This is a genomic window from Butyricicoccus sp. AM27-36 (genome assembly GCF_003480945.1).
Lineage (GTDB): Bacteria > Bacillota > Clostridia > Oscillospirales > Butyricicoccaceae > Agathobaculum > Agathobaculum butyriciproducens.
This window is the reverse complement of sequence record NZ_QUJR01000002.1, coordinates 138,911-159,069: the sequence shown is the minus strand read 5'-3', so window position 1 is coordinate 159,069 and position 20,159 is coordinate 138,911. Positions and strand designations below refer to the sequence as shown.

The window sequence follows — 20,159 nt, the reverse complement described above, 5'->3', positions numbered from 1 at the left end:
TTCCTCATCCCTCCATCTCAAACTTATTTCCAAACCGATACTGCATGGATTAACCATGCACCGAGTAGCACACTGGAACCACCCCCTTGAAATTTGGCGTGTATATAATAAAACCGCGCGGGAATCCGCACGGTACATACCTGGGCTCTATCCGTCAAAGCCCTCAATCTTCATTTGTCCCTCGATATTCCGGTCCTGCATCCACCAGCGGAATATATCCTCGCCAGTTGTCCCAGCACGCCATGTGCTGTCGAGCTTGCCGCGTGCAACACGTTCTTCGAGCATTCGCTCAAAGGCACGGATGTAGGCGCGCTGATACGTGGGATACCGGCCGAACTCAAACAGACGCATTCGACGTCCTGCCATCGGGCAACCCACACAACCGACCCTATGGAAGCCGCACGAATACAGCGGATTTATCGGTATTCTCTCAGCATGGATATACGACCACACATCATAGTCCGACCAATCCACAATGGGATTGCAGACCCGCTTCGCCTGCAATTTGCAGCTCTCGAACAAAAGGCGGGTATCTGCATTATCGTTGTTGATAATGACCTTTTTGCTGAGATCGTGCGGCATACTCTCGTAAATGCCGCGTTTGGTACGGCGGCTGGCGCTTTCCGCCCAGCGGACACCCGTCGTAATCATGCGGCCAGCGCCGCCGCTTTCTTTCAGCACCGAACAGCAGTATCTTACTGTTCTTGTGGGCGGCATCAGCTTTTGCGGTATAAGCATCCACATATTGACCGGTACGCCCTTGTAAGTCGGGTAATTGACAGTACATTTCACACCGGCGAGCTCCAAACGCCGGAACTGCTCGCGCACGTGGTATACAGTCTCCGGTGCATCCACGCTGGTATGGTTGTGCATGACCTCATAGCGGATACCGGAAGCGGCGGCAAGGTACAGGCATATATCGCTGTCTTTCCCGCCACTCACTGTAATAATCAATGGCTTACCGTAATAGGCTTCGCTCATTTCCGCTGCCAACCGCAGACGGGCGATTGCTCTATGTTCTAAATCCATCCGTCAGCCCCAAACTGCACATCACACTTTCATCAATCTTATTCAATGTCTCTTTATCCATTACACCGACAAAATTCCCCAGTCGTGCTTTATCTACTGTCCGTATCTGTTCTAACAACACAACCGAATATTGCGGCAAGCCCTGCATACAGACGGGCACATGAGTAACAAGATGCTTGTCCCGATGCAAATTGCTTGTAAGCGGCGCTACAATCACCGTAGGCGAGTATTTGTTTCCAATATCATTTTGCAAAATTACAACAGGACGCACGCCGTCCTGTTCTGAACCAATAACAGGACTGAGATCAGCCCAAAACACATCACCACGTTTATACATTTATTTCACTCCCACTCCAAACACTGAACTTTTGGAATTAAAAAACTTTCCCGTATCGTAGATACCGTCCTGCCAAAGAACGAAGCACATACCTGATATTCTGCTACAATGAACCGGTCGTCCGGATGGACAAAGATAACAGTAGCAGGTACGGTCTTACGGCAACTGGTTTTTGCCCAGATACAATCTATGATTGCGGGCCGCACTAATACACGTTCGCCAACCTCGTATTTATGTTTCTTTGGTTGGATTTCCCAATCTGGCATTTCATTCACATCCTGTCTGCTTGTTGTGATGTACGCGCGACAGACAGTAATCTCCCGTCTGCCGCAAAACCTTAAAACACTTTAGACACATCCTTTCCTGCTGCCAAGCCTATTTGTTCTCAACGCCCCGGCTTGTGGGGAAGCAGACAGATGATCGCTGGCGAACGATTCCATAGGCCGTTTTACCTCTGCGTGGTTCTCACATCAGCCGCCCCCATTGCTTGTGTCTGTGGCTGGGCGGAAGTCTCATTATCTGTCTGCGTGTCGTCGCTTTACGGGTGCCGCCCCGTATTTCGTACCGTCATGGTTTACCGCTCTGCCGGACTTGTCCGGCGTCCCCGCGCATGGGTACCGCAGCTCGGCGCAAACAGTTTTGTATCTGCTGCCTGTATATTCAATTTTCAAGGTGCATATGTAATCCGCTTTCCTTTTTCAAAAAGTACATTTTATTGGTCTTTCCTTTTGGTATAATCACCCTGAACAGCGATGCCAAGTATTTCGCATATCGCATCCACGATTTTCGGCGTCGCAAGCTGTCCGGTTTCGATTTTGCGAAGATAGGAGCGGTCAAAATATAACCCTGTGTGCCGCTTGACTTCTTCGATCAGCCAGCCTTTGCTTTGCTCAAGAGCAATAAGCCGATGGTTAATTTTTTTACCAAACGAGCAAAGTTCCCTTTTTTTCATGGTCAACTACTTCCTTTCTATTGACATTTACATAAAAGTGTAATATTATATATTTGTTCTATAAATTACGTTTTAGCGAAATCTATGAGTGAATTATATTATTCTGTCGCGTAAGTGTCAACGTGTAAAATTTCGTTTTTACGTAATTTTGGCATATACTACAAATGGACGGGTGATTTTATGTCAGAGTTGTACAACAAAATAGCTGCATTGTGCGCGGAAAAAGGAATTACAGTTACAGAGCTATGCAGGCAATGTAAAATAAGCCGTGCATCGCTGTCCGATCTCAAAGTGGGACGAAAGAAAAACCTTTCTACTAAAAACCTTTCAAAAATTGCCGATTACCTAAATGTGCCGATTGAATTTTTACTTAACATGGAGCAAAAAGAAACGCCCGTCCTGACAAGGCGGGACGAGCGTGACATAGCAAAAAGACTGGATATGATTTTAGGTGATCTTGGCGACGCCGAAGCAAGCCTGATGTTTGATGGTGAGCCAATCGACGATGAAACGCGGGAACTCCTGCGCATTAGCCTGCAAAACCAGCTTGAAATTTCCAAACGGATTGCCAAGCAAAAGTTTACTCCAAAAAAGTACCGGAAATGAAATAGAGGTGCTGCATATTGTCAATAAAGCATAAGGTCGATATGTTATGCCGAAAATGTGATACCAGAGACCCGTTCACAATCGCTGCAAAACTCGGTATTCGAGTTCTCCACGAACCCCTTGGAAGTATCAGAGGATATTACAGCCGCACACACAGAATCAAGTTCATACATATCAATCAAGACCTTTCAAAAGAGCGACAGCGGCAAGTATGCGCGCACGAATTAGGACATGCAATCTTACACCCGAAAAGCAATACACCATTTCTGAGAGCAAACACGCTCTATTCTGTAAACAAGCTGGAAACAGAAGCGAACCGTTTTATGGCGCTGCTGTTGCATCCAGCAACTGAGATTCAGGACTATGCTCAATGCGGCTATACTCTTTATCAAATAGCCGATATATGCGGACTAACGCCGGAATTAGTAGAATACATTATAACCACTTATAACAGAAATGATGCCGCCTCATCTTGAAGCGGCATTATCTTTATGATATTTTTGCTATCAGTTTAATATGCATCCATCCTGTAAATGGATAACTTGATTACAGACTGACATTATATCTTCTTGATGATGGGAAGTTAAAATGATTAATTTTCCCTGTTCTTTGTATTGAAGTAATATACTTCGCAAAATATCTACCGACTCTGCATCAAGCGCATTGAATGGTTCGTCAAGAAGAAGTAAGGAAGGATCCTCCATAATTGCTTGAATAATTCCTAATTTTTGTTTCATTCCCAAAGAATATTTTTTTACAATCTGCTTGGAGTTGAAATTTAATCCGAATTTATCCATATAATGCTTAATATCATCATAAGATATTATGTTTCTTATCTCTGCAAGTAATTTTAAATTCTCTAACCCGCTAAGATATGGTAATAGTTCAGGCTTTTCAATAATGATTCCTATATCAGGCGGGAAAGATATATCTTTATTCAAAACTTTGCCATCTACAGTAATAGTACCACGATTTAAACAGATTAGCCCTGCTATAGCTCGTAGAAGCATTGTCTTTCCACTACCATTTTGTCCAACAATCCCATAAATATTTCCACTTTTAAACTCAAAATTTATATTATTAATTACAAATCTGTGATCAAGTATTTTTGTAGCATCTTGTAATTTAATAAGCATAATATCCTCTTTCCAACACTATTATCATTTAAAGGACATCCATATTTTTGGACGATTTTCTTCCAAGATAATATGTAACACTTATCCAGCCGGCGATAACTAAATAACTTATTATAGTATCTCTAAATAACCAGCTAAAAATCAAATATATATTAATTGGGAAAAACTTATTTAATAGTGGAACAATCGAAAAAATTTCTGCAGTAAAAAAAATATAGACTACAATATATGATGCTGCCATATATTTTTTCTTGCATTTTACTTTTATAATTAAAGATATATTTATAAATATAATAAATCCACAAATACATCTTGCAAATTCTCTAATTAACCCCCAAAAGGATATTGCATAAATTTTTCCGAAAATAATCTGAGTAATGAAAATGATAGAAAGCATCCAAATAATGGTATAAATTATTGCAAACCAATACTGCTGATCACGCAACAAAGTAAATGAATGTAACTTATTTTTTGTACGTACCATAATAACTGGACTGATAGAAGAATCTATTATGACAGCACCAAGCACAAATGCAGGCATAATAAGCATAACAAATGTTTTGTCTGAGAAAATGTTTTTGAACCACAAATCTTGCGTATCAGCAAAAAAAGAAATACATAATAACGGGAATATAAAGTAAAGGAATCCCACCCAAATAAAATATTTACTTTTGTGACTAAATAGAATCATATTATATCCCTATTTCTTCTATAAGCAATCGTAAATAATAATATTTCGAGAATAAAATATCCACTTAAAACCAATAGTATGTCCTTAAGCTGCGCAGCTCCTTCGTAACACGAATTCAACGGCTGCAAAAAATTTCGTAAGACAAAACGTTTAGGTAGTAAAAAGTCACTTCCATAAGTTATTAATAGGCATAAAATAGAGGGAACGAAAAAAGCCACATATATGTTTGGAAATCTAAATATCATATGTATAATAACAGTTAAAGCCGCCAATACAGACAGTGCCAGGGAATTTAAAAATGCGAAAAAAACTGCTGATAAAACAGGTGAAATTTCGTAAAAAAAATTTGCTGCAGAATGTTCAATAGGAATAAACATCCGATAGACATCTGTCATGATCGAATTTTGTGGAAATATGGAAAATGTTATTAAAATATTTATAGAAAAAGAGACAATTGAGTTTACCATTGTAACAAGAAACACAGATATAACCTTGGAAGTCAAATATATTGCTCTACCTTGTTTAACAATGTTATATATTTTGAAAGAGGTTTTCTGATCATAAAATAGAATAAAACCAGTCGATAATACAGGAAGAAGTAAAAACAGTGCATGATAAACTTTAAATCCAATGCCACCGGGAAAGTTGAAAAGCCAATACTGGTAAGCGTTGATTCCATAGTATGAAGCAAACATAGAATCAAGCGTTAAAAAACGAGAATATAAGGGATCTACAATTGCTAAAAAAAACAGCACACCCAAAACTATCCTTACAGTAATTGAATTATATAACCTTTTGATATCTATTCTTAAGCAACTCATATTAACCTCATAAATAACCTTGGGAAGTCGCCATATAAGCACTCCCCAAGGTATCTTCATATAATATGTTATACAATACGTTTAACTTAAATTCATAATAGCAATACGCTTAGTATGGAGACCACCTACCCTCAATTGGATAAGTGGTAGAGGTAACGCTATTATTATCAATATTCAGTGTGACTTCAGTTTGAATAGACGGTTTGTTAGTATAATTCACATTATTAATTATTCCATTTGCGGTAATGGGGTGATTGGGAGATGAAGCATTTACCCCCCAACCGGTTTCAGTCCAAACATTTACAGAACCTAATCCGGATCGCGATGATTTGCAAGACACAGCAAAATAGTTGTTTGTATATGCCTTTTTAACTGTTGAAACTTCCACATCACCAGTATCCGCCGGAAGCTCACCGGTATAATCATGCCAATTATCACGAGGCTCTATCTGCGTTTCAAACGCAGCGGCTGAAACTCCCAATGCAAGGACACAGATCAGTAATAAACCAACCATTCTTTTACATTTACTATACATACTTCACCCTTCTTTCTCGATTAGATAGTAAATCTTCCTAAAGTATATTCTTCTATCACCCCTTTGTAAAAAACTGTTTTATATGATGTAATTTGATAATCCAATTATATATAAATGCAAATTATTAAGCAATACTAAATATTGACGAAACTGAAATGATGTGATAGTATAATTTCAACAAACATGTTTGGTGGCGCCATGAAAAAGGAAAGCAAATCTACCAAGGATACTGGCCACTCCTTTGCAGATTACTTCAAACGCGCATTGAATCCCTTGCTCGTGCTTTTGTTGCTATCTGAGCAACCAATGTATGTCTATGAGATGATGCGAGAGATATCTAAACGCAGTGATGGCAGATATACTATTTCTCTGCTCTATCCTGTAATCCAACGCCTGTTATCTCAAGGGTATGTGTGCGAAGGCCAAAAAGCGATTTCAGACGATAACCGTGTCCGCCAGTATTACGAAATCACTTCCGATGGGATATCGTATTTGCGACAGATAGAGGCCGTTTATGCTGAAATGTCTAAAGCGATACAGCAAATTCATCAAAACACCGGAGGTGGCAACGCATGATGGAGGATAAGATTGTGCGTCAATATGTACGTGCAGTTTCCCGCAAACTAATCTGTTCTAAAGCAACACGCTCCAAGTTATTGAACGGATTGAAACAGGAATTATCGGCTTATTCGGAATTGTCATACAACGAACTATGTGCAAAAGTTGGTAATCCTGAGCAGATTGCAGAACAACTGCTGGAAAGCGTTGACGAGACTGAAATTGCTGTTAGCAAGCGCAAGCATCGATTTGTCATTACTCTCGTAATAGGCATTTTAATCGTATTGTTACTATTGCTGGCTGCATATTACATACATGCACAGCAAGTTATACGCGGAGATTTCTATTTTACTCGTTCTAACACAGAAAGCGACGGGCAACTTATTTCTGATGAAATGTTAGAAAATTAGGAGGCTTCATTTTGAAAAAGCGTATTTGTTCCATAGTTTTAGCAGTTCTTATGCTTGTATGTTTTACAATTCCAGCCTTTGCTGCTGATGTTTCCAACACCACAATTATTGATTGTGGAGACGGCTATTACCTGAAAGTAACGCTAACTGAGTATGTTCCCGAAGCAGCAACCAGAGCCATTTATCAGAAAACCGCAACATCTAAAGCTGATGCTTATCATGGAAACACCTATATCGGCACGTTCTATTTGAATGGAACATTTCAGTATGATACTGTAACTTCTAAGGCAACGGCCGATAGCTGGTCCGCTTCCTCCTCGTATGGTTATTCCGGCGATTCGTCGCGGTCGGGGAACAAAGTATCCGGCTACTGCACTTTCAATTATGCAGGCGGGAAAAAACTCACTATGTCTATAACCTGTGATAAGAACGGTAAAATCAGCTATGACTGATAAAAAGGAAACCATCCGCCCATTGGACGGATGGTTTTTCTAATATTAACAACTGATTTTCCAATTCCCCTCAACCTGCCGCAGATGCAACGTAAACTGCGACACCTGCGTCATACCCGTCCGCTGGTCAAGATACTGCACCGCCACATTCGCCGTCACAGCATCGCCGTTCTTGGTAAAGACCGGATTCACCAGCCCCGCAAACACATAGCTGTCGTTCCCAATCACCGGCAGCGCACCACCGCTGACATAATAAGAAAGCTCCTGTTCCGTCGCCGTTGGGTACAGCGTGAAAAACGTGGTCAAAAACTCTGTGATCTCCGTAGTTTCTTCCGCGGATACCGTACCGTCCGGCTCGGCAGTTTCAGGAACGTAGCCGGACTTTTGGGGCTTGCCCGTGATTGTAGGGCTCTGGATGATGACCATATCGCCCGCATCGTCCACATACACGGAAACCTCATAAACAGACGTTATAACACTGCTTTCCTCCCCGTTTATGACATTTTGCGACACAGAATAGACAATTTTATACACTTTATCCCCAATTTCTTCCACAGACCAAATCTGCACATCTTCCACTTTAGAAGATACCGGCACATCACTGCGCACCGTGTCCACGTTCAGGGTCAGCAGCTCGTCCGTGAGATAATATTTCAGATTTTCCGTGCGCTGCTCTATTGAAGCCGCAGACTGTTCCCATGAGTAATACACCTTGGCGAAATTGGTCACAAAGCTCTCTATTGCATTCGTGTCCGTGACTTCCTCCTGCACTACCGTCGTTTCATGGACGGTATGCGTATCCACCGCTGTAAAATCCTTATACACCGCGAAAGCAAACGCGCAGATAAGCAGCGCCCACAGCGCGATCACCACCGGCCGCCGCGTCCCAATGCTGAGGACACGCGGTTTTTTCTGTTTCTCCTGACTTTTGTTTCTATTCTGGAACATATCATTTTCCTGCCTTTCGTCATTCATTGTCCTACCCGTCCGGCACAGACCAGATGCGCCTGCCAATAGGCGCTGGTCAAATCTGCAAACCCGATCGGGTTTCCTGCGTGGTACATCCGGTTATCGCCCACATAAATCCCAACGTGCGTGATATAATCGCCGCAGTTATACGTCCCCTGAAAGAACACCAGATCGCCGGGCTGGGCGTCCCCGAACGGGATGTGCCGGGTCACGTCATACTGCGCCTGTGCGGTGCGCGGCAGCGTGATACCCGCCACGCCATAACACCATTGCGTCAGGCCGGAGCAGTCAAAGGATGTTGTCGGGGACGCACCGCCGTAGACATATTCCCAGCCCTGGTATTTCAGTGCTTCATTCATGATCGCATTTACGGTCTCGTTATCAAACTGTGCGGCATACAAATACTCCGATACCAGCCGGACATAGAACATATTGCCGTAGTTGTAGCGCCAGCCGCCGTTTTCCGCGATGGATATTTCATTCTTGTAGGTAACACGCACCCCGCCGGACTTTTCCTCTGCAAACGCCTGCGCCAGTTCGAAGCTGTACTTGCCGCCGTGCGACGCTACATAATCCAGAAACCCGCCGCCGTAGTTGTACGCCTGTATCACGCTGTCCAGATCGCAGCCGAGCCGGTCCGCCTTGGCAAGCAGCTCCGAGAAATACTCACAGCCCTGCCGGATTGAGCTTTCTGTATCCAGAGAATTTGGCGGCAGGCCCATAGATTCTGACGACTGCATCACGTCCTCCAGCGTACCGCCGGATTCCACCTGCATGATCGCAAGCAGGACATCGACGTACTCGGAAATGCCGTACTGCGCCGCGTACCGCTCCACCATCGGCCTGTGCGCCAGCACCTCGGCAGACAGGTTTGCGCCGCCATAGTAAATGCCGCCCCTGCCGCCGTCCTCGTCTGATGCAAACAGGAGGGCAACCAACAGGAGCAGGCAGAAAAAGGCGGCAAACAGCCCTGCAAGGGGCAGCGCAAGATATTTCAGTTTCATCTGCCGCCGCCCCCGTCCTTCGTGCTGTCTGTACGGCTGGTATTGCTATCCCCCCTGTTTTTCGGAGAGGAAGCATTTTTCCGCTGTGCCTTTCCCGCCTTCCCTTTTGCGGAAGCCCGCTTTGATACAACCGAACCCTTCACCGCAGGCCGCGAAACCGCCGGTTTGTCCTGTTCCCGCGCGGCATGGTTTTCCTGCATAGGCATAACAGGCTTGCCCTCTGCGTCCTGCCGCACAGCCGGACGGTTTACTGCATCCGTCCTCCGGATCCCGACATGGACGGGCTGCTTTGCCGCTTCTGTCTGCGGCGCGGCCTGTTGGACTGTACTTACCGGCTGTGCTGCCAGCGGACGCTTGTGCGGCGCTGGATTGCTTGACGCATTACCTGTAGATGATACGAGTTTCGGCGCTGCCACCGCTGCCGGACGCTCATGCGGCTGTGTCTCTGTACTGTGTACCGGGCTGACAGGGCGCTCCTGCTGTGGCGGGGCAGGCTGTTTTGCCGCTGTCCGCTGCCCTTCCTCCTGCACCGGCTTTGCCGCTGGAGCTGCTACGGCCGGCCTTGCGTGTATGGACGACTGCTCCGCCTGTTTCATATTTTTCCTATCCGAAATATCATAGTTGTGAGAAACCGGGACTGCCATCGGGCGCGCATTGCTTTCTGTCGCCCTGTGCGCACTGTCCGGCGCTGCACTATCCGAATCTGCTGCCTGCCGCGGCATATCCGTTTCGGACTGTCCGGATACTTGCCGCGCTGCGCCAAGCAGATAAACCGCAGGGGCATCCGGTCTGCGGTTCTCTGCATCAGCCGAAACGGCTTTATCCGCATAGCCCTCTGTATGGGATACCCCACCAGACGTAATCTCCTTTGCAGATGTTTCCGGTAAACTGTGTACAGCACCCGGCTGTGATGCCCCGCTGCTTCCACCGTTCGGCCGGTTACTGCGGTACCGGTATGCTCCCCCTGATGCGCTGCTGGAACGGCTGTTCTGCGCACTGCCGCCATCATTCGGTCTGCTGGCCGTCGCCGCGCGCATGGTACGGTTGAGCCTGTGAAGCTGATGGTGCAGGAACATCCGCGGGCGGTGCATGATATACCTGCCCATGCCGCGGGCACCGTCGTCATGGAGGGAGAATATGCTGAGCAGGTCGCCCAGCTTGAAATAGATCCCCGCGAACACGACCACCTGCAAAAACGCAATGATAAAAAACGGATAGCCGCTTGCAATGCGGTACAGCATCGTGGAAATGCTGAAAGCCACCGTGATGACAAGCGTAATACCCGCCCGCGCCAGGATCGTATTGAACAGCTTGATTACCGCGCGCCTGCTGCTGCCCTCGAACGTCGGCGCCATGCTGAGCACAAACGACACCGGCAGGAACATCGCATAGATGATGAAAAGCACCTGCGAGAAGATCATCATGCCGGTAAGCAGGAACACGAACACCGAAATGCCGATATTAAACAGGAACAGGAAAAACACTGTGCCGAGCCGGTTCACCGTTTTCGTAACCGTGAGGTTTGTATTCCCGTTGTCCTCGATCTCGGCCTTGACTGCGTTTTCCCGATCCTCGCCATTGTTTTCACTGGGGCTCGCGGATAGGATGTTATCAATGCGTTCTTCGCCTACCGCGTCCGTGTCCGTATCGCCGAATTGCAGAAGCAGCCACGGCTGCTTTACCTGGATGGAAAACAGGCTGTCCCGTATCAAATCCACACTGTCCGCGCCGCTGTTCTCCGCGTCCGGCAGGACGATCTTTGTCCCAACCGAAAGGCTCGCTGTGCTGACGTCCTCGGAAAACTCGTTCAGGCGCTTCACACAGTCCGGCGCATAGGCGATCAGCGCACCGGACAGCACGAAGATCATCACCATGTTCATCACCGCGCGTACGGCCTTTGTGGTTTCCCTTTTTATCAGACCAACATAAGCCACATACGCGCCAACAATCAGGATAATCAGCAGGAGGAATCCCGCATAAAACCCATCCGAAGAAAGTCCGCTGGGCGAAATGCCTGCGATAGACTGAATGTTCCGGCCGATCTCGTCCGCCGCATCTGAAATAAAATCCAGCCCGTATGCTTCCTGCACCAGATAGCCGGATGCGTTGGAAAGATACAGGTTGATCGTCCAGATAAAGTTGGTGATGCAGTACAGGCCGTACATGACCTGCTTGCCGATGCCGTCTATCCAGTTCCACGGCAGCCAATCCCACCCGTTGTCAACGTAGAAGTCAAGCTGGTAATTTTCCAGCGGGTAGCGGCTGTACTCGTGCGCCGCATCCACACTATCATCCACCAGCCCCACCGCGCCCGCAGACGGGCAAAAAGCAGTAAACAGCAAAACAGCGATTGCCGTTATCATCAGCAAGGCAACCGCTGTACGCTTTATCTGTCTGAAATTATATCTCCCGTACGTCATACTGCCACCCCGGCTTTCATCGGCGGCTTTGTGTCAAACCCATGCAGGAAATCCGCAAACACCGGATGGAACTGCACGACGCCCACATGCCCGTATAAGTCCTGCATCAGACATTGTCCGTTTTCGAGGTTCCGCAGCCGCTTCTGGTTACCCTCGTCCTCAGGGTCAAGGCCGAAAAATTCCAGCGTCTTTTTGATCTCCACAATGTCCGTACTGCGGAACGCGAATTTCAGACCGATATTGTTTTTCAGACTTTCGTCCGCGAGGTCTGCCGCGTTCTGCGTGACGAAATACACCGCTGCATTCATGGCGCGGCCTGCACGTACCAGCTTGTTTGCCAGCGTCTTGCCCTGCGCCACGTTCAGGAACGACCATGCTTCATCCAAATCCACGATCTTGAACACGCTCCTGTCCGTATGGATGAAATCCAGCGCAAAGGTGCTGATAACAATGAGCATGGCGACAGACAAAAGCTCCATCGTCGTAAATTCCTCAAACGAAGTACCCTTGTCCGGCAGCACCAGATCGGCCACCTGTATGATATTGAGCTGCTTTTCAAGGCTGATGGACTTTTTGATGTTCCCATCCGAAAACAGCAGGTGCGCAAAGTCGTAGTCCGTGAAGCTCTCAATATGGTCTGCGATACTCACCGCAAGCGGTGAACCCTCTTTGCGTAATTCCTCAATGACACAGAACAGGCCGCGCCGTTTGCTGTTCGTGACCGTGCGCACCGCCCGCCGCAGGATGGGGAAGTGGTTGCCATCCCGCGAGGAAATGCCGGTTAAAAACGTGAGAATATCTATCGCAAGACTTTCCGCGTCCTTGGGGCGGCGCATGATGACATAGGGGTCCAGCATCCCACGGTTGCGCTCGTCCGAGGTCAGGTTGACAATATTGATCTCGTCCGCGATCTCAGGGAAATCACGCTTCCAGTTCCCGCGCTCCGCTTTCGGGTCTACGATCAGCGCCCGCGCGCCGTACAGCACCGCGTAATACACCAGCAGGTTATTGGCAAAGCTCTTGCCGCCGCCGAGCGAGCCGAGGAACGCCGCAGACAGCGCGTTTGTGACCGAGCCTTTCACGCCCTGGCTGGCCAACGCGGGCTGCAAATACACATTCCGGCCGGTGTCCACGCCATAGGCAAGATAGATACCGTCCTTTTCCCCGAGCATCTGCGCCGCGCCGAAACCGAGACCCGCAAGGAAATCACTCGTAACATACTGGATATAGTCGTTCATATACCGCTTACTTGCCGGGATAAACTCATGGTGCAGGCCGATCATATCACCCACCGGGCGCACCAGCTTGACGTTCATATCGTCGTAGAAATCCCGTACCGCATTGCACCGCCGCTTGAGTTCTTCCTCGTCCGGCGCGGTGACGCGCACCACATAGGACAGCTTGTACATGGCTTCCTTGCTTTGCCCCAGTTCGGTTTCCAGCTCATTCACACTGTCCAGTGCTTCCGCAATTGATGTGCTGGTCTCGTCCCCGCTTTCCCACGCATGGTTGTCCAAATCCTTTAATTCCTTTTTCTTATTGCGGACAGTGGACAGGGCTTTCTTGTTGGTGATGATCTCAACATTCATGCTGGTATCGACGGGGAACGTGAATTGCTGCTGCTGATAATAGAAAATCTCGGACGACGGGAAATCCAGCTCCCCGACCACATCCGAGATCGTGAAATAAGCAGTATACGCCTCACAGTCATCATGCGATATGCGCAGGTACCGCCCGTATTCTTCCATCAGGCAGCGCGTGGGCTTGATCAGGTCGTACCGCTTGACAAGCGTTTCACCCTTTAATTTCTTTTTGGGCAAATGAAATTCATAGTCCTCATACGCGGTGCCGCTTTTCCCGTACAGGTGTTCCAGCAGATAGCCGAAATCATCCTTATCCAACCGCCGCACCTTAAACCGGCGCGAAATCTTGCTTTCCAGCAGCTTTTCCATCTTCTGATAGCGCAGTATTTCATCATTCGGCATGGATGCGAAATCACCCATCAGGGTATGGTTCACATCCCGCAGGAAACCGGAAAAGATATTTGCCGCCTGACGGCCGATATTCCCGCTGTCCTGCTCGTTCAGCAGCAGCTTGAAGCCGATATAGAACCGGTAGTCCACCTGATTTTCCCCGATCATGGAGACAAGGGCTTCCGTCTGTCCGTCTATGCGGCGCAGCGCCGCTTCCCGCAGGTTGCCGGAAGCATACGCCTTGGAACGCTCCTGCGCCGCACGGATGCTGGATTCCGTGCTGATCTGCAGGGCGTGTATCTTGCCGTCCCTGTTCTGGGCGATAAGCTGACGGAACGCATCGTGTACCGCTTCTTTCTGTTCCACACTTAAAAACGAGTAGTTGTATGGGATAAGCTCATAGTATGCGAAGCATTCCCCGTCATGGTTCCAGACAAGGTTGTTTTCGATATATTTAATCGGATACTGCATCTATTATCACGCTCCTAACCGCCGTAATGGGCTGTCCTGTTTTCTCCTTGCGGAATTTTACTGCCTTGCCTGCAAAGGTCTGTTTAGGGCGCAGCAGGTAGGCCGTATACGACTTGACAAAGCTGAACGGCTTCTTGCCGTCCCACGTTTTTTGGCTCATAAACCATGTGACGCCGACGGGGATACCGAAATACTTGAGCAGCGCACCGTCTATCATGGAGAGCGGCGGCAGTCCGCCCAGCGCCAGCACCGCAAACTCGCAGGCGACAAACCAAGCCATTTGCGAAAAGGTGATGGGGAACGGCAGGCGCATATCATTGATCGCGTATATGACTTTCTCAACAGACCAGATACTGCTGTAACTTCGTATTTTCTTCACATCATTGCACCTCTTTCTATTTCCGTCTGCGGTACTCATGCCAGCCGCAGGTATAGAATATTTCTTTGCGGTTTACCCAGCGGGCAAACCGCTTTTGTTCTGCTGTCGGCTCACACCCGCCGTCATAGTCCCGGTACGGCTGTGCGAATGGCTGGATGCCTAATGCTTTCAAGACAAGCGCGCGGTGATACGCTTCCTCTACATCCTGCACCAGCATATACGACCACAGGCGGTGTGTACCGATACCGGCTTCCCGCAGATAGGCGACGGCCTGCGCGATCACAGGCAGCATATCAGACGTATCACAGGACAGCCGCACATACTTCACCCAATGCAGCTTAGCGAGCATTGCGGCGATCTCCGGTGTAATAAGCCGGGTGTCTAACCCTTGGTTGAAATCCACTTTCACATCCGCATGGCCCATTTCCTCTATCTGTTGCAAACCGTGCTCGTGCGCCAGCACATTATTGTCCAAAAAAATGATCGTCCGGCTGTCCGGACGCTTGATCTCCTGCCATGTCGCGGCAGGGCGGATGCCGCCCTCTTTGCGCGGGACGATACACCACGGGCAGGAACGGATACAGCCGCGCGTAAGGAAACCGACAGCATACGGGTAACGCGGGTAAATCGAGTAGTCCGGCGGCATGGCTTCTATTTCCTCCGGCAGGCTGCCGTAATCCCTGTACCCGGTACCGCCCCTGATGATCTCATCCGACTGCATGACCGTATCGTTATCCGGTGAAAAGGTAAACACCTTGCTCATATAGATGCGGTCATAGGGCAGCATCCCGTCCCACCACTCGACCATATCACCCAGTGCCTTGTGCCATGCAGAAATCCGCATCAACGCAAGGTTCGGGAAACCGTTGTGCCCGTCCACATCGACAAGGCCGATACGGCGGGCATCTTTAGTATGATTCATTTGTTCTAACTCCTGTTTTCCAAAAATATATGGGTAAGGGGGCGAGGAACGAGGCCCACGCCGCCTGCGTCTTTCCTCGCCCCCTGCGCCCGGTTATGGATAACTGCCATGCAGTTACCCACAGCCGGACACACCCCCACACCATTCTCACAGCGGCGGGCGAAAGAGAAAACGGTTAAACTGCGATCTCAAACACACCATTCCGCGTTTCAACAAACGTACCCTCCATAGATAAGTCGCGCCCATACGCTTCATAGTCAAAGTAGTATATCAGGTGGTCTGGTACGGAGATATAACCTTCCTCCACCATTTGACGCGCTACATCCGCCATATCTTCGCAGCCGGGGTAATAGATAATGTCGTCCTGATGGTCGCACAAATCCTCAATACTGCTGAAATAGCCTTGCAGTTCACGTAAATTATCCTGGATATACTCCGGCAAATCCTCCACCATTTCACACAGGCGGTTGACTTCCTCAATAGGCGTGTACTCGTCTATCTCAAAGGGCAGCTCGTAGTCGTGGATGGCGTATTCCTCGTAAAATTCGTTCAGGCCGATGCGCTCCGCCATTTCGTCATAGTCTATGGGCGGTTCAAACCAGTCGCCGACAAGCTCGCCCTCGTTGTATTTGCCGAGGTTCGCTACATATACCCGCATTTCTTCCATAATCCATTCTCACCTCCACCATGCAGGCATAAAAACGGCCGGTCTCACATTGAAACCAGCCGTTACATCAAACTCAAAAGCCCATGAGATAAGGGACAGACACACCGAAATACACTGCGAGCCTGTCCCATACTTCCTGATCTCTCGGTATACTGCTTCCATTTTCATAGTTTGTAAGCATACTCTGTGATACGCCTACCAGTACCGCAAGTCGTTTTACTGTGATACCACGCGCCCTGCGCAGCATCTTGATACGGTTTTGACGATAGCGCACATCCACACCCCATTCCTTATGCGCCGATGATCTGATTGAACAGCGTGAGCAGAACGTCTTTCACGCCTGCCGCATTGAATACAAGGCCGACCGCGATCAGCGACACGACCAGAAAACCAATGAGCTTGGAAAACTCGCGCTTAAAGCCGAGATAAATACCAATCACCACGATCGCCATAAGCACAAGAGACTGGGCGTTCGTAAGAAACCAGTTGTAAAGGTTGACGCCGAAATTCATAGGCTAATATTCCTCCATTCCGCTTGTAATTAAACTTTTGCTTGCATTTTATTCTGTAATTACAACATCCCCGATTTCCTGAAGCTGCTGTTCAATGATCTTGCGGTGCTTATCTGCCAGCTCGGTTGCCGCAAGCATTTCTTCCATGATATTTGTCCCGCATTTGCGGTCTAACTCCAGCAGCATCTTCCACGACGGCGCGACCTGATGGGACAGCCAGTTCAGCGTTTTTTCAAGGCTGTACGGCTCAGGGTCAGTCGTCAGTTTGAGCCGGTCACGATGTTCCCCAATAAACACCGACCACATATGATTCAGCGGCCAATCTTCGGGCGGCTTACGGCTATCCCTATCCACGAACCGGACATACCGGTTGATGATGCCGAATGCAGTATCTTCGGGGCTTTCGTTAGACACCAGATCATAAACCGCATAGAAAGCACGGTCGTTTTTGAGCCGGATTTCAAACCGGTTTTTGACTTCCGCATCTTCAACGGGGATTCCTTTTTTCACAAGCTGTTCATATGCCTTTTCGTAAATGCAGAAATACAAGTCAGACTGCATCGAGCCGATATACAGCGTCGCACCCATGCTTTCCTTGTTTTCCTCCCGCAGATGTGCAAGCCCGCCCGTGCGGTACGCCTTGAAACTGCGGAATACCGAGATACATTCCCCGCGGTCGCATTTATCACACAGATAGGGGATATCCAAAATCCCCGCCCGATCATTGATTGCAAGGTCTATCCGCTTGAAAACCGCTTTTTCATCGAGAAACATCCGGAACAATTCAATCCAGCTTCTTTTCTGTCCATCCAGATAGGCTTCAAATTGGCGGCAGCCCTTGCCTTTAAGCTCAAGCAGCACACCTTTTTCCTCCATCGGTGAAGTCATGACCGCAATATCGCCCAGCACATACATACTGGAATAGGAATAAAGCCCGTGATCTTCCTGCGCCATATAGTTCATTTTGAGCCGCAGCACATCTTCAATAATATGCCTTGCGTCCATCGTAGGGAAGCGCACCCGCACATAGTCGATCATCAGGTTAAGCGGGTCTGGGTACAGGGTCTTGAGCGCCGCGGCGAGCCTTTTCCTTGTCTTGTCTGTCACCGGCAGCTTTCCGGTTTCCAGACGGCACAGGTATTCACGCGAAATACCTGCAACAGCGGCAACCGCCTTGCGCGAAATACCGTTGCGTTCCCGTTCTTCACGGAAATGCCAAATCCATTCGTTGTTTTCCATGAGATGGTCTCCTTTCTGCGTCATGTGACATTGACGCCCGTTTTTGACATAACCCTTAAAAGCCCAAAATCCAGACGGCATCAGGGTTTCTACTTTGTAAAGCGGCTGGCCATTGGCGATTTGTACCCCCCTGTTAGATACAGGGGGTTCAGGCACGCGGGCGCGGCTTCGCCGCGCCCGCCATCCGCCCTTGCCGCGCTGGCGGCTTTCGCGCTGCACACCGCGCGCGGCAGGGCGGGGCGTGCAGACAGAAATGCTATACATGGTATGTCACTTGCAGGAGTATGCCGGAAAAGGAAAGTTCGACATGCTCATCCGCTGGACGGTAACTGTCCTGCATACAGAACTCCCACACTGCCGCATCCTCAAACCCCAGCCAGACCATTTCGGAAACTTTTTTCTGCTCCGGATTATCCCGCATCTTCGCTTCAAGGAAACGCACAGCAGCGTCAATACTGCTTTCGACCTTCTGCATCCGTCCGTCTGCTTCCCGCATGACCTGATTAAATTCCGGTACGGTGAGATCAGATGCCGAACCTCCTACGAACTGCAATTCATCCAGCTCGTTTACATGAAACCATGTTGCTATCTTGTCCTCATTGTATGGAAACAGCACCATTCCCGTAATATTTTCGTCCCTATCCTTTGTTGTAACGAAGCGTTCTACTTTGTCATTCACTGCAAATCCTCCATTATATCCCTATCTGAACACACTTGCTTTAGTCCAGCCGCCAGTGTGCCGATCTCCCTTAGGAAGTCATACCCTTTGGGTACGACCGGCGTATAAAACTCGGTAATGACACCCTTACCGGTATCTGCATAGCCGCACCCCTTGACGTTCTTGAAGAAAAACTCTTTCTTCACTTCACCGAACATCATGCTGTATCCCAGCTCGGACATACGCCCCAGCGCGACACGGAAGTTAAACTGGTCACGGATACCGTCACCGAGATACTTTGCATCCGGGCGCTGGCAGGCGAGGATCAGGAAGAATCCCACCTGCCGTCCCAGCATGACAATCTGCTTGAGCTTGTTTAATACGTCCTCACGTTCGCGCGTGTTCAGCATTTCCATGAACGCGACGTATTCGTCGAATATCAAAAAGTGCGGTTCCAAGCTGAGATAGGCGTAGTTCTCGCCGGTCTTATAGCCCTGCATGGATTTCATGCTTTCGCTTCGCTGCATCATCCTGTCGCAAAACCGGCTGACACCGGCAGCAATATCCTCCTTGCGGTAATACACCTCCGGCATCACAGTAGACAGGTCTGCCAGATCAGCATTTTTCGGGTCTAAAATATGCAGCACAGCATCGGTCTGTAAAAGCGCCTGGATGATCGTCAGGATGAAATACGTCTTGCCGCCGCCCGTACCGCCTGCGATCAGCATGTGCGGGAGCGTGTCATACTCCCACCAGACGTTCTTCATCAGCCGTAGACGCCCGCCCTCGGCTTTCGCTTCGGCAATCGGGATACGGTTTGCCACCATGTCATAAAGCAGGGTATATTCCACATACCCGTCCCGCAGCTCGCGGCTGACCAGCTCGCAGTACAGGCCGCTTTCCAGCTTGGTTTCCAGATGAAGCAGCGGTTCCTGATATTTCCCCATCGTGATTTCCACTTGAAAATGCAAAAGCCCGTTTTCCATGCGGTAATACATCCGTGGAAAACGGGCTATCTTCGTTTTTGTATCCGGACTGGGTAAATCCTTGAAAAAGCCGTCCTGCTTTGTCCGTTCGGCCTGCTCGTACCACTGATTTTCGAGCACCATGCGCGCCAGCTTTTGACGGTGCATGAGCTGCCGCACGACATCCGGGAATAGACGGTACAGCAGGACAAGCACTGTCCCAGCAACCGCCGCCGACACAATACTACTGAGCAGCAGATACGGCATATGCCAACCAAAGCCGCCGACGCCCAGCATGAACAGCCTGCGCCAGTCTGTTTGCAGGATGGTTTTCAAGTTGAGTAAAGCGAAAGCCGCAAGGAACACCGGAAGCACCACACAACAGGCAGACCGGAACACCAAATCCCTATCTGCCGGACGGATACGCTTGCCGCGATACCGGAAAAGCTTCAT

At 48.6% G+C, this 20,159-nt stretch carries 23 protein-coding genes and 1 pseudogene; 5 read left to right on the top strand and 19 right to left on the bottom strand.

Features of this window, described 5'->3' with window-relative positions:
* Positions 1–147: 147 nt before the first annotated feature.
* From DW724_RS04365 to DW724_RS04355, 3 genes are all read right to left on the bottom strand, one after another.
* Positions 148–1,029, bottom strand: coding sequence for a phosphoadenosine phosphosulfate reductase family protein (locus DW724_RS04365; protein WP_118285583.1), 882 nt, complete (start codon positions 1,027–1,029; stop codon positions 148–150).
* Entirely contained in the window at positions 1,013–1,366 is a 354-nt protein-coding gene (locus tag DW724_RS04360) for a type II toxin-antitoxin system PemK/MazF family toxin (protein WP_117492473.1), read from the bottom strand. The genes DW724_RS04365 and DW724_RS04360 overlap by 17 nt, the downstream gene beginning before the upstream one ends.
* Positions 1,367–2,078: 712 nt before the next feature.
* Positions 2,079–2,318: a helix-turn-helix domain-containing protein gene (locus DW724_RS04355; protein ID WP_117492475.1), complete on the bottom strand. Its 240-nt coding sequence runs from the start codon at positions 2,316–2,318 to the stop codon at positions 2,079–2,081.
* A gap of 180 nt (positions 2,319–2,498) precedes the next feature.
* Here DW724_RS04355 and DW724_RS04350 point away from each other — a divergent pair, with 180 nt between their 5' ends.
* Both DW724_RS04350 and DW724_RS16370 read left to right on the top strand, forming a co-directional pair.
* On the top strand, positions 2,499–2,924 hold the full coding sequence (locus tag DW724_RS04350; RefSeq protein WP_117492477.1) for a helix-turn-helix domain-containing protein: 426 nt from the start codon (positions 2,499–2,501) through the stop codon (positions 2,922–2,924).
* A 41-nt stretch (positions 2,925–2,965) separates the two neighbouring features.
* Positions 2,966–3,400 carry an ImmA/IrrE family metallo-endopeptidase gene (locus tag DW724_RS16370; protein ID WP_110437197.1) on the top strand — a complete coding sequence of 145 codons (435 nt, stop codon included), beginning with the start codon at positions 2,966–2,968 and terminating at the stop codon, positions 3,398–3,400.
* 30 nt (positions 3,401–3,430) lie between these two features.
* Here the strand turns inward: DW724_RS16370 and DW724_RS04340 are convergent, their stop codons facing one another.
* The 4 genes from DW724_RS04340 to DW724_RS15410 all read right to left on the bottom strand — a co-directional run bounded on the left by DW724_RS04340 (position 3,431) and on the right by DW724_RS15410 (position 6,107).
* On the bottom strand, positions 3,431–4,060 hold the full coding sequence (locus tag DW724_RS04340) for an ABC transporter ATP-binding protein (protein ID WP_117555250.1): 630 nt from the start codon (positions 4,058–4,060) through the stop codon (positions 3,431–3,433).
* A 28-nt stretch (positions 4,061–4,088) separates the two neighbouring features.
* On the bottom strand, positions 4,089–4,751 hold the full coding sequence (locus DW724_RS04335; protein WP_118285584.1) for a hypothetical protein: 663 nt from the start codon (positions 4,749–4,751) through the stop codon (positions 4,089–4,091).
* Complete coding sequence (locus tag DW724_RS04330; protein ID WP_110436185.1) at positions 4,748–5,572, bottom strand: hypothetical protein; 825 nt, start codon at positions 5,570–5,572, stop codon at positions 4,748–4,750. The genes DW724_RS04335 and DW724_RS04330 overlap by 4 nt, the downstream gene beginning before the upstream one ends.
* A 109-nt stretch (positions 5,573–5,681) precedes the next feature.
* On the bottom strand, positions 5,682–6,107 hold the full coding sequence (locus tag DW724_RS15410; protein WP_147323851.1) for a hypothetical protein: 426 nt from the start codon (positions 6,105–6,107) through the stop codon (positions 5,682–5,684).
* Between the two features lie 198 nt (positions 6,108–6,305).
* Between DW724_RS15410 and DW724_RS04325 the strand changes: the two genes are divergently transcribed.
* The 3 genes from DW724_RS04325 to DW724_RS04315 are packed head-to-tail and all read left to right on the top strand — an operon-like array spanning position 6,306 to position 7,527.
* Positions 6,306–6,683, top strand: a complete 378-nt coding sequence (locus DW724_RS04325) for a PadR family transcriptional regulator (protein ID WP_158574423.1) — start codon at positions 6,306–6,308, stop codon at positions 6,681–6,683.
* A complete protein-coding gene (locus DW724_RS04320; protein WP_110436183.1) occupies positions 6,680–7,075 on the top strand; it encodes a hypothetical protein in 396 nt (131 codons plus the stop codon). Before DW724_RS04325 ends, DW724_RS04320 begins: the two co-directional genes overlap by 4 nt.
* 11 nt (positions 7,076–7,086) lie before the next feature.
* Positions 7,087–7,527, top strand: coding sequence for a hypothetical protein (locus tag DW724_RS04315; protein ID WP_110436182.1), 441 nt, complete (start codon positions 7,087–7,089; stop codon positions 7,525–7,527).
* A gap of 45 nt (positions 7,528–7,572) precedes the next feature.
* On the opposite strand, the gene DW724_RS04310 is transcribed toward DW724_RS04315, so the two are convergent.
* The 12 genes and pseudogenes from DW724_RS04310 to DW724_RS04255 form a co-directional block, all read right to left on the bottom strand.
* A complete protein-coding gene (locus tag DW724_RS04310) occupies positions 7,573–8,475 on the bottom strand; it encodes a conjugal transfer protein (RefSeq protein ID WP_117492395.1) in 903 nt (300 codons plus the stop codon).
* Between the two features lie 23 nt (positions 8,476–8,498).
* Positions 8,499–9,500 carry a bifunctional lytic transglycosylase/C40 family peptidase gene (locus DW724_RS04305; RefSeq protein WP_117492370.1) on the bottom strand — a complete coding sequence of 334 codons (1,002 nt, stop codon included), beginning with the start codon at positions 9,498–9,500 and terminating at the stop codon, positions 8,499–8,501.
* Between the two features lie 1,046 nt (positions 9,501–10,546).
* Positions 10,547–11,920, bottom strand: a pseudogene (locus DW724_RS15955) (CD3337/EF1877 family mobilome membrane protein); the annotation flags it as partial.
* A complete protein-coding gene (locus DW724_RS04295; protein WP_117492372.1) occupies positions 11,917–14,364 on the bottom strand; it encodes an ATP-binding protein in 2,448 nt (815 codons plus the stop codon). The pseudogene DW724_RS15955 and the gene DW724_RS04295, both read right to left, overlap by 4 nt.
* Complete coding sequence (locus DW724_RS04290) at positions 14,348–14,743, bottom strand: conjugal transfer protein (protein ID WP_117492374.1); 396 nt, start codon at positions 14,741–14,743, stop codon at positions 14,348–14,350. The genes DW724_RS04295 and DW724_RS04290 overlap by 17 nt, the downstream gene beginning before the upstream one ends.
* Positions 14,744–14,759: 16 nt before the next feature.
* Entirely contained in the window at positions 14,760–15,665 is a 906-nt protein-coding gene (locus DW724_RS04285; protein WP_117492376.1) for a radical SAM protein, read from the bottom strand.
* A gap of 175 nt (positions 15,666–15,840) precedes the next feature.
* Positions 15,841–16,335, bottom strand: coding sequence for an antirestriction protein ArdA (locus DW724_RS04280; RefSeq protein ID WP_442861144.1), 495 nt, complete (start codon positions 16,333–16,335; stop codon positions 15,841–15,843).
* Positions 16,336–16,405: 70 nt separating this feature from the next.
* Positions 16,406–16,579 (bottom strand): helix-turn-helix domain-containing protein, encoded by a 174-nt coding sequence (locus DW724_RS16365; RefSeq protein ID WP_382737162.1) that lies wholly within the window; start codon positions 16,577–16,579, stop codon positions 16,406–16,408.
* Positions 16,580–16,622: 43 nt separating this feature from the next.
* Positions 16,623–16,844 (bottom strand): hypothetical protein, encoded by a 222-nt coding sequence (locus tag DW724_RS04270; RefSeq protein WP_110436175.1) that lies wholly within the window; start codon positions 16,842–16,844, stop codon positions 16,623–16,625.
* Between the two features lie 48 nt (positions 16,845–16,892).
* A complete protein-coding gene (locus DW724_RS04265; RefSeq protein WP_117492378.1) occupies positions 16,893–18,083 on the bottom strand; it encodes an XRE family transcriptional regulator in 1,191 nt (396 codons plus the stop codon).
* A gap of 256 nt (positions 18,084–18,339) precedes the next feature.
* On the bottom strand, positions 18,340–18,762 hold the full coding sequence (locus tag DW724_RS04260; protein WP_117492380.1) for a hypothetical protein: 423 nt from the start codon (positions 18,760–18,762) through the stop codon (positions 18,340–18,342).
* Positions 18,759–20,159 (bottom strand): FtsK/SpoIIIE domain-containing protein, encoded by a 1,401-nt coding sequence (locus DW724_RS04255; RefSeq protein ID WP_117492382.1) that lies wholly within the window; start codon positions 20,157–20,159, stop codon positions 18,759–18,761. Before DW724_RS04255 ends, DW724_RS04260 begins: the two co-directional genes overlap by 4 nt.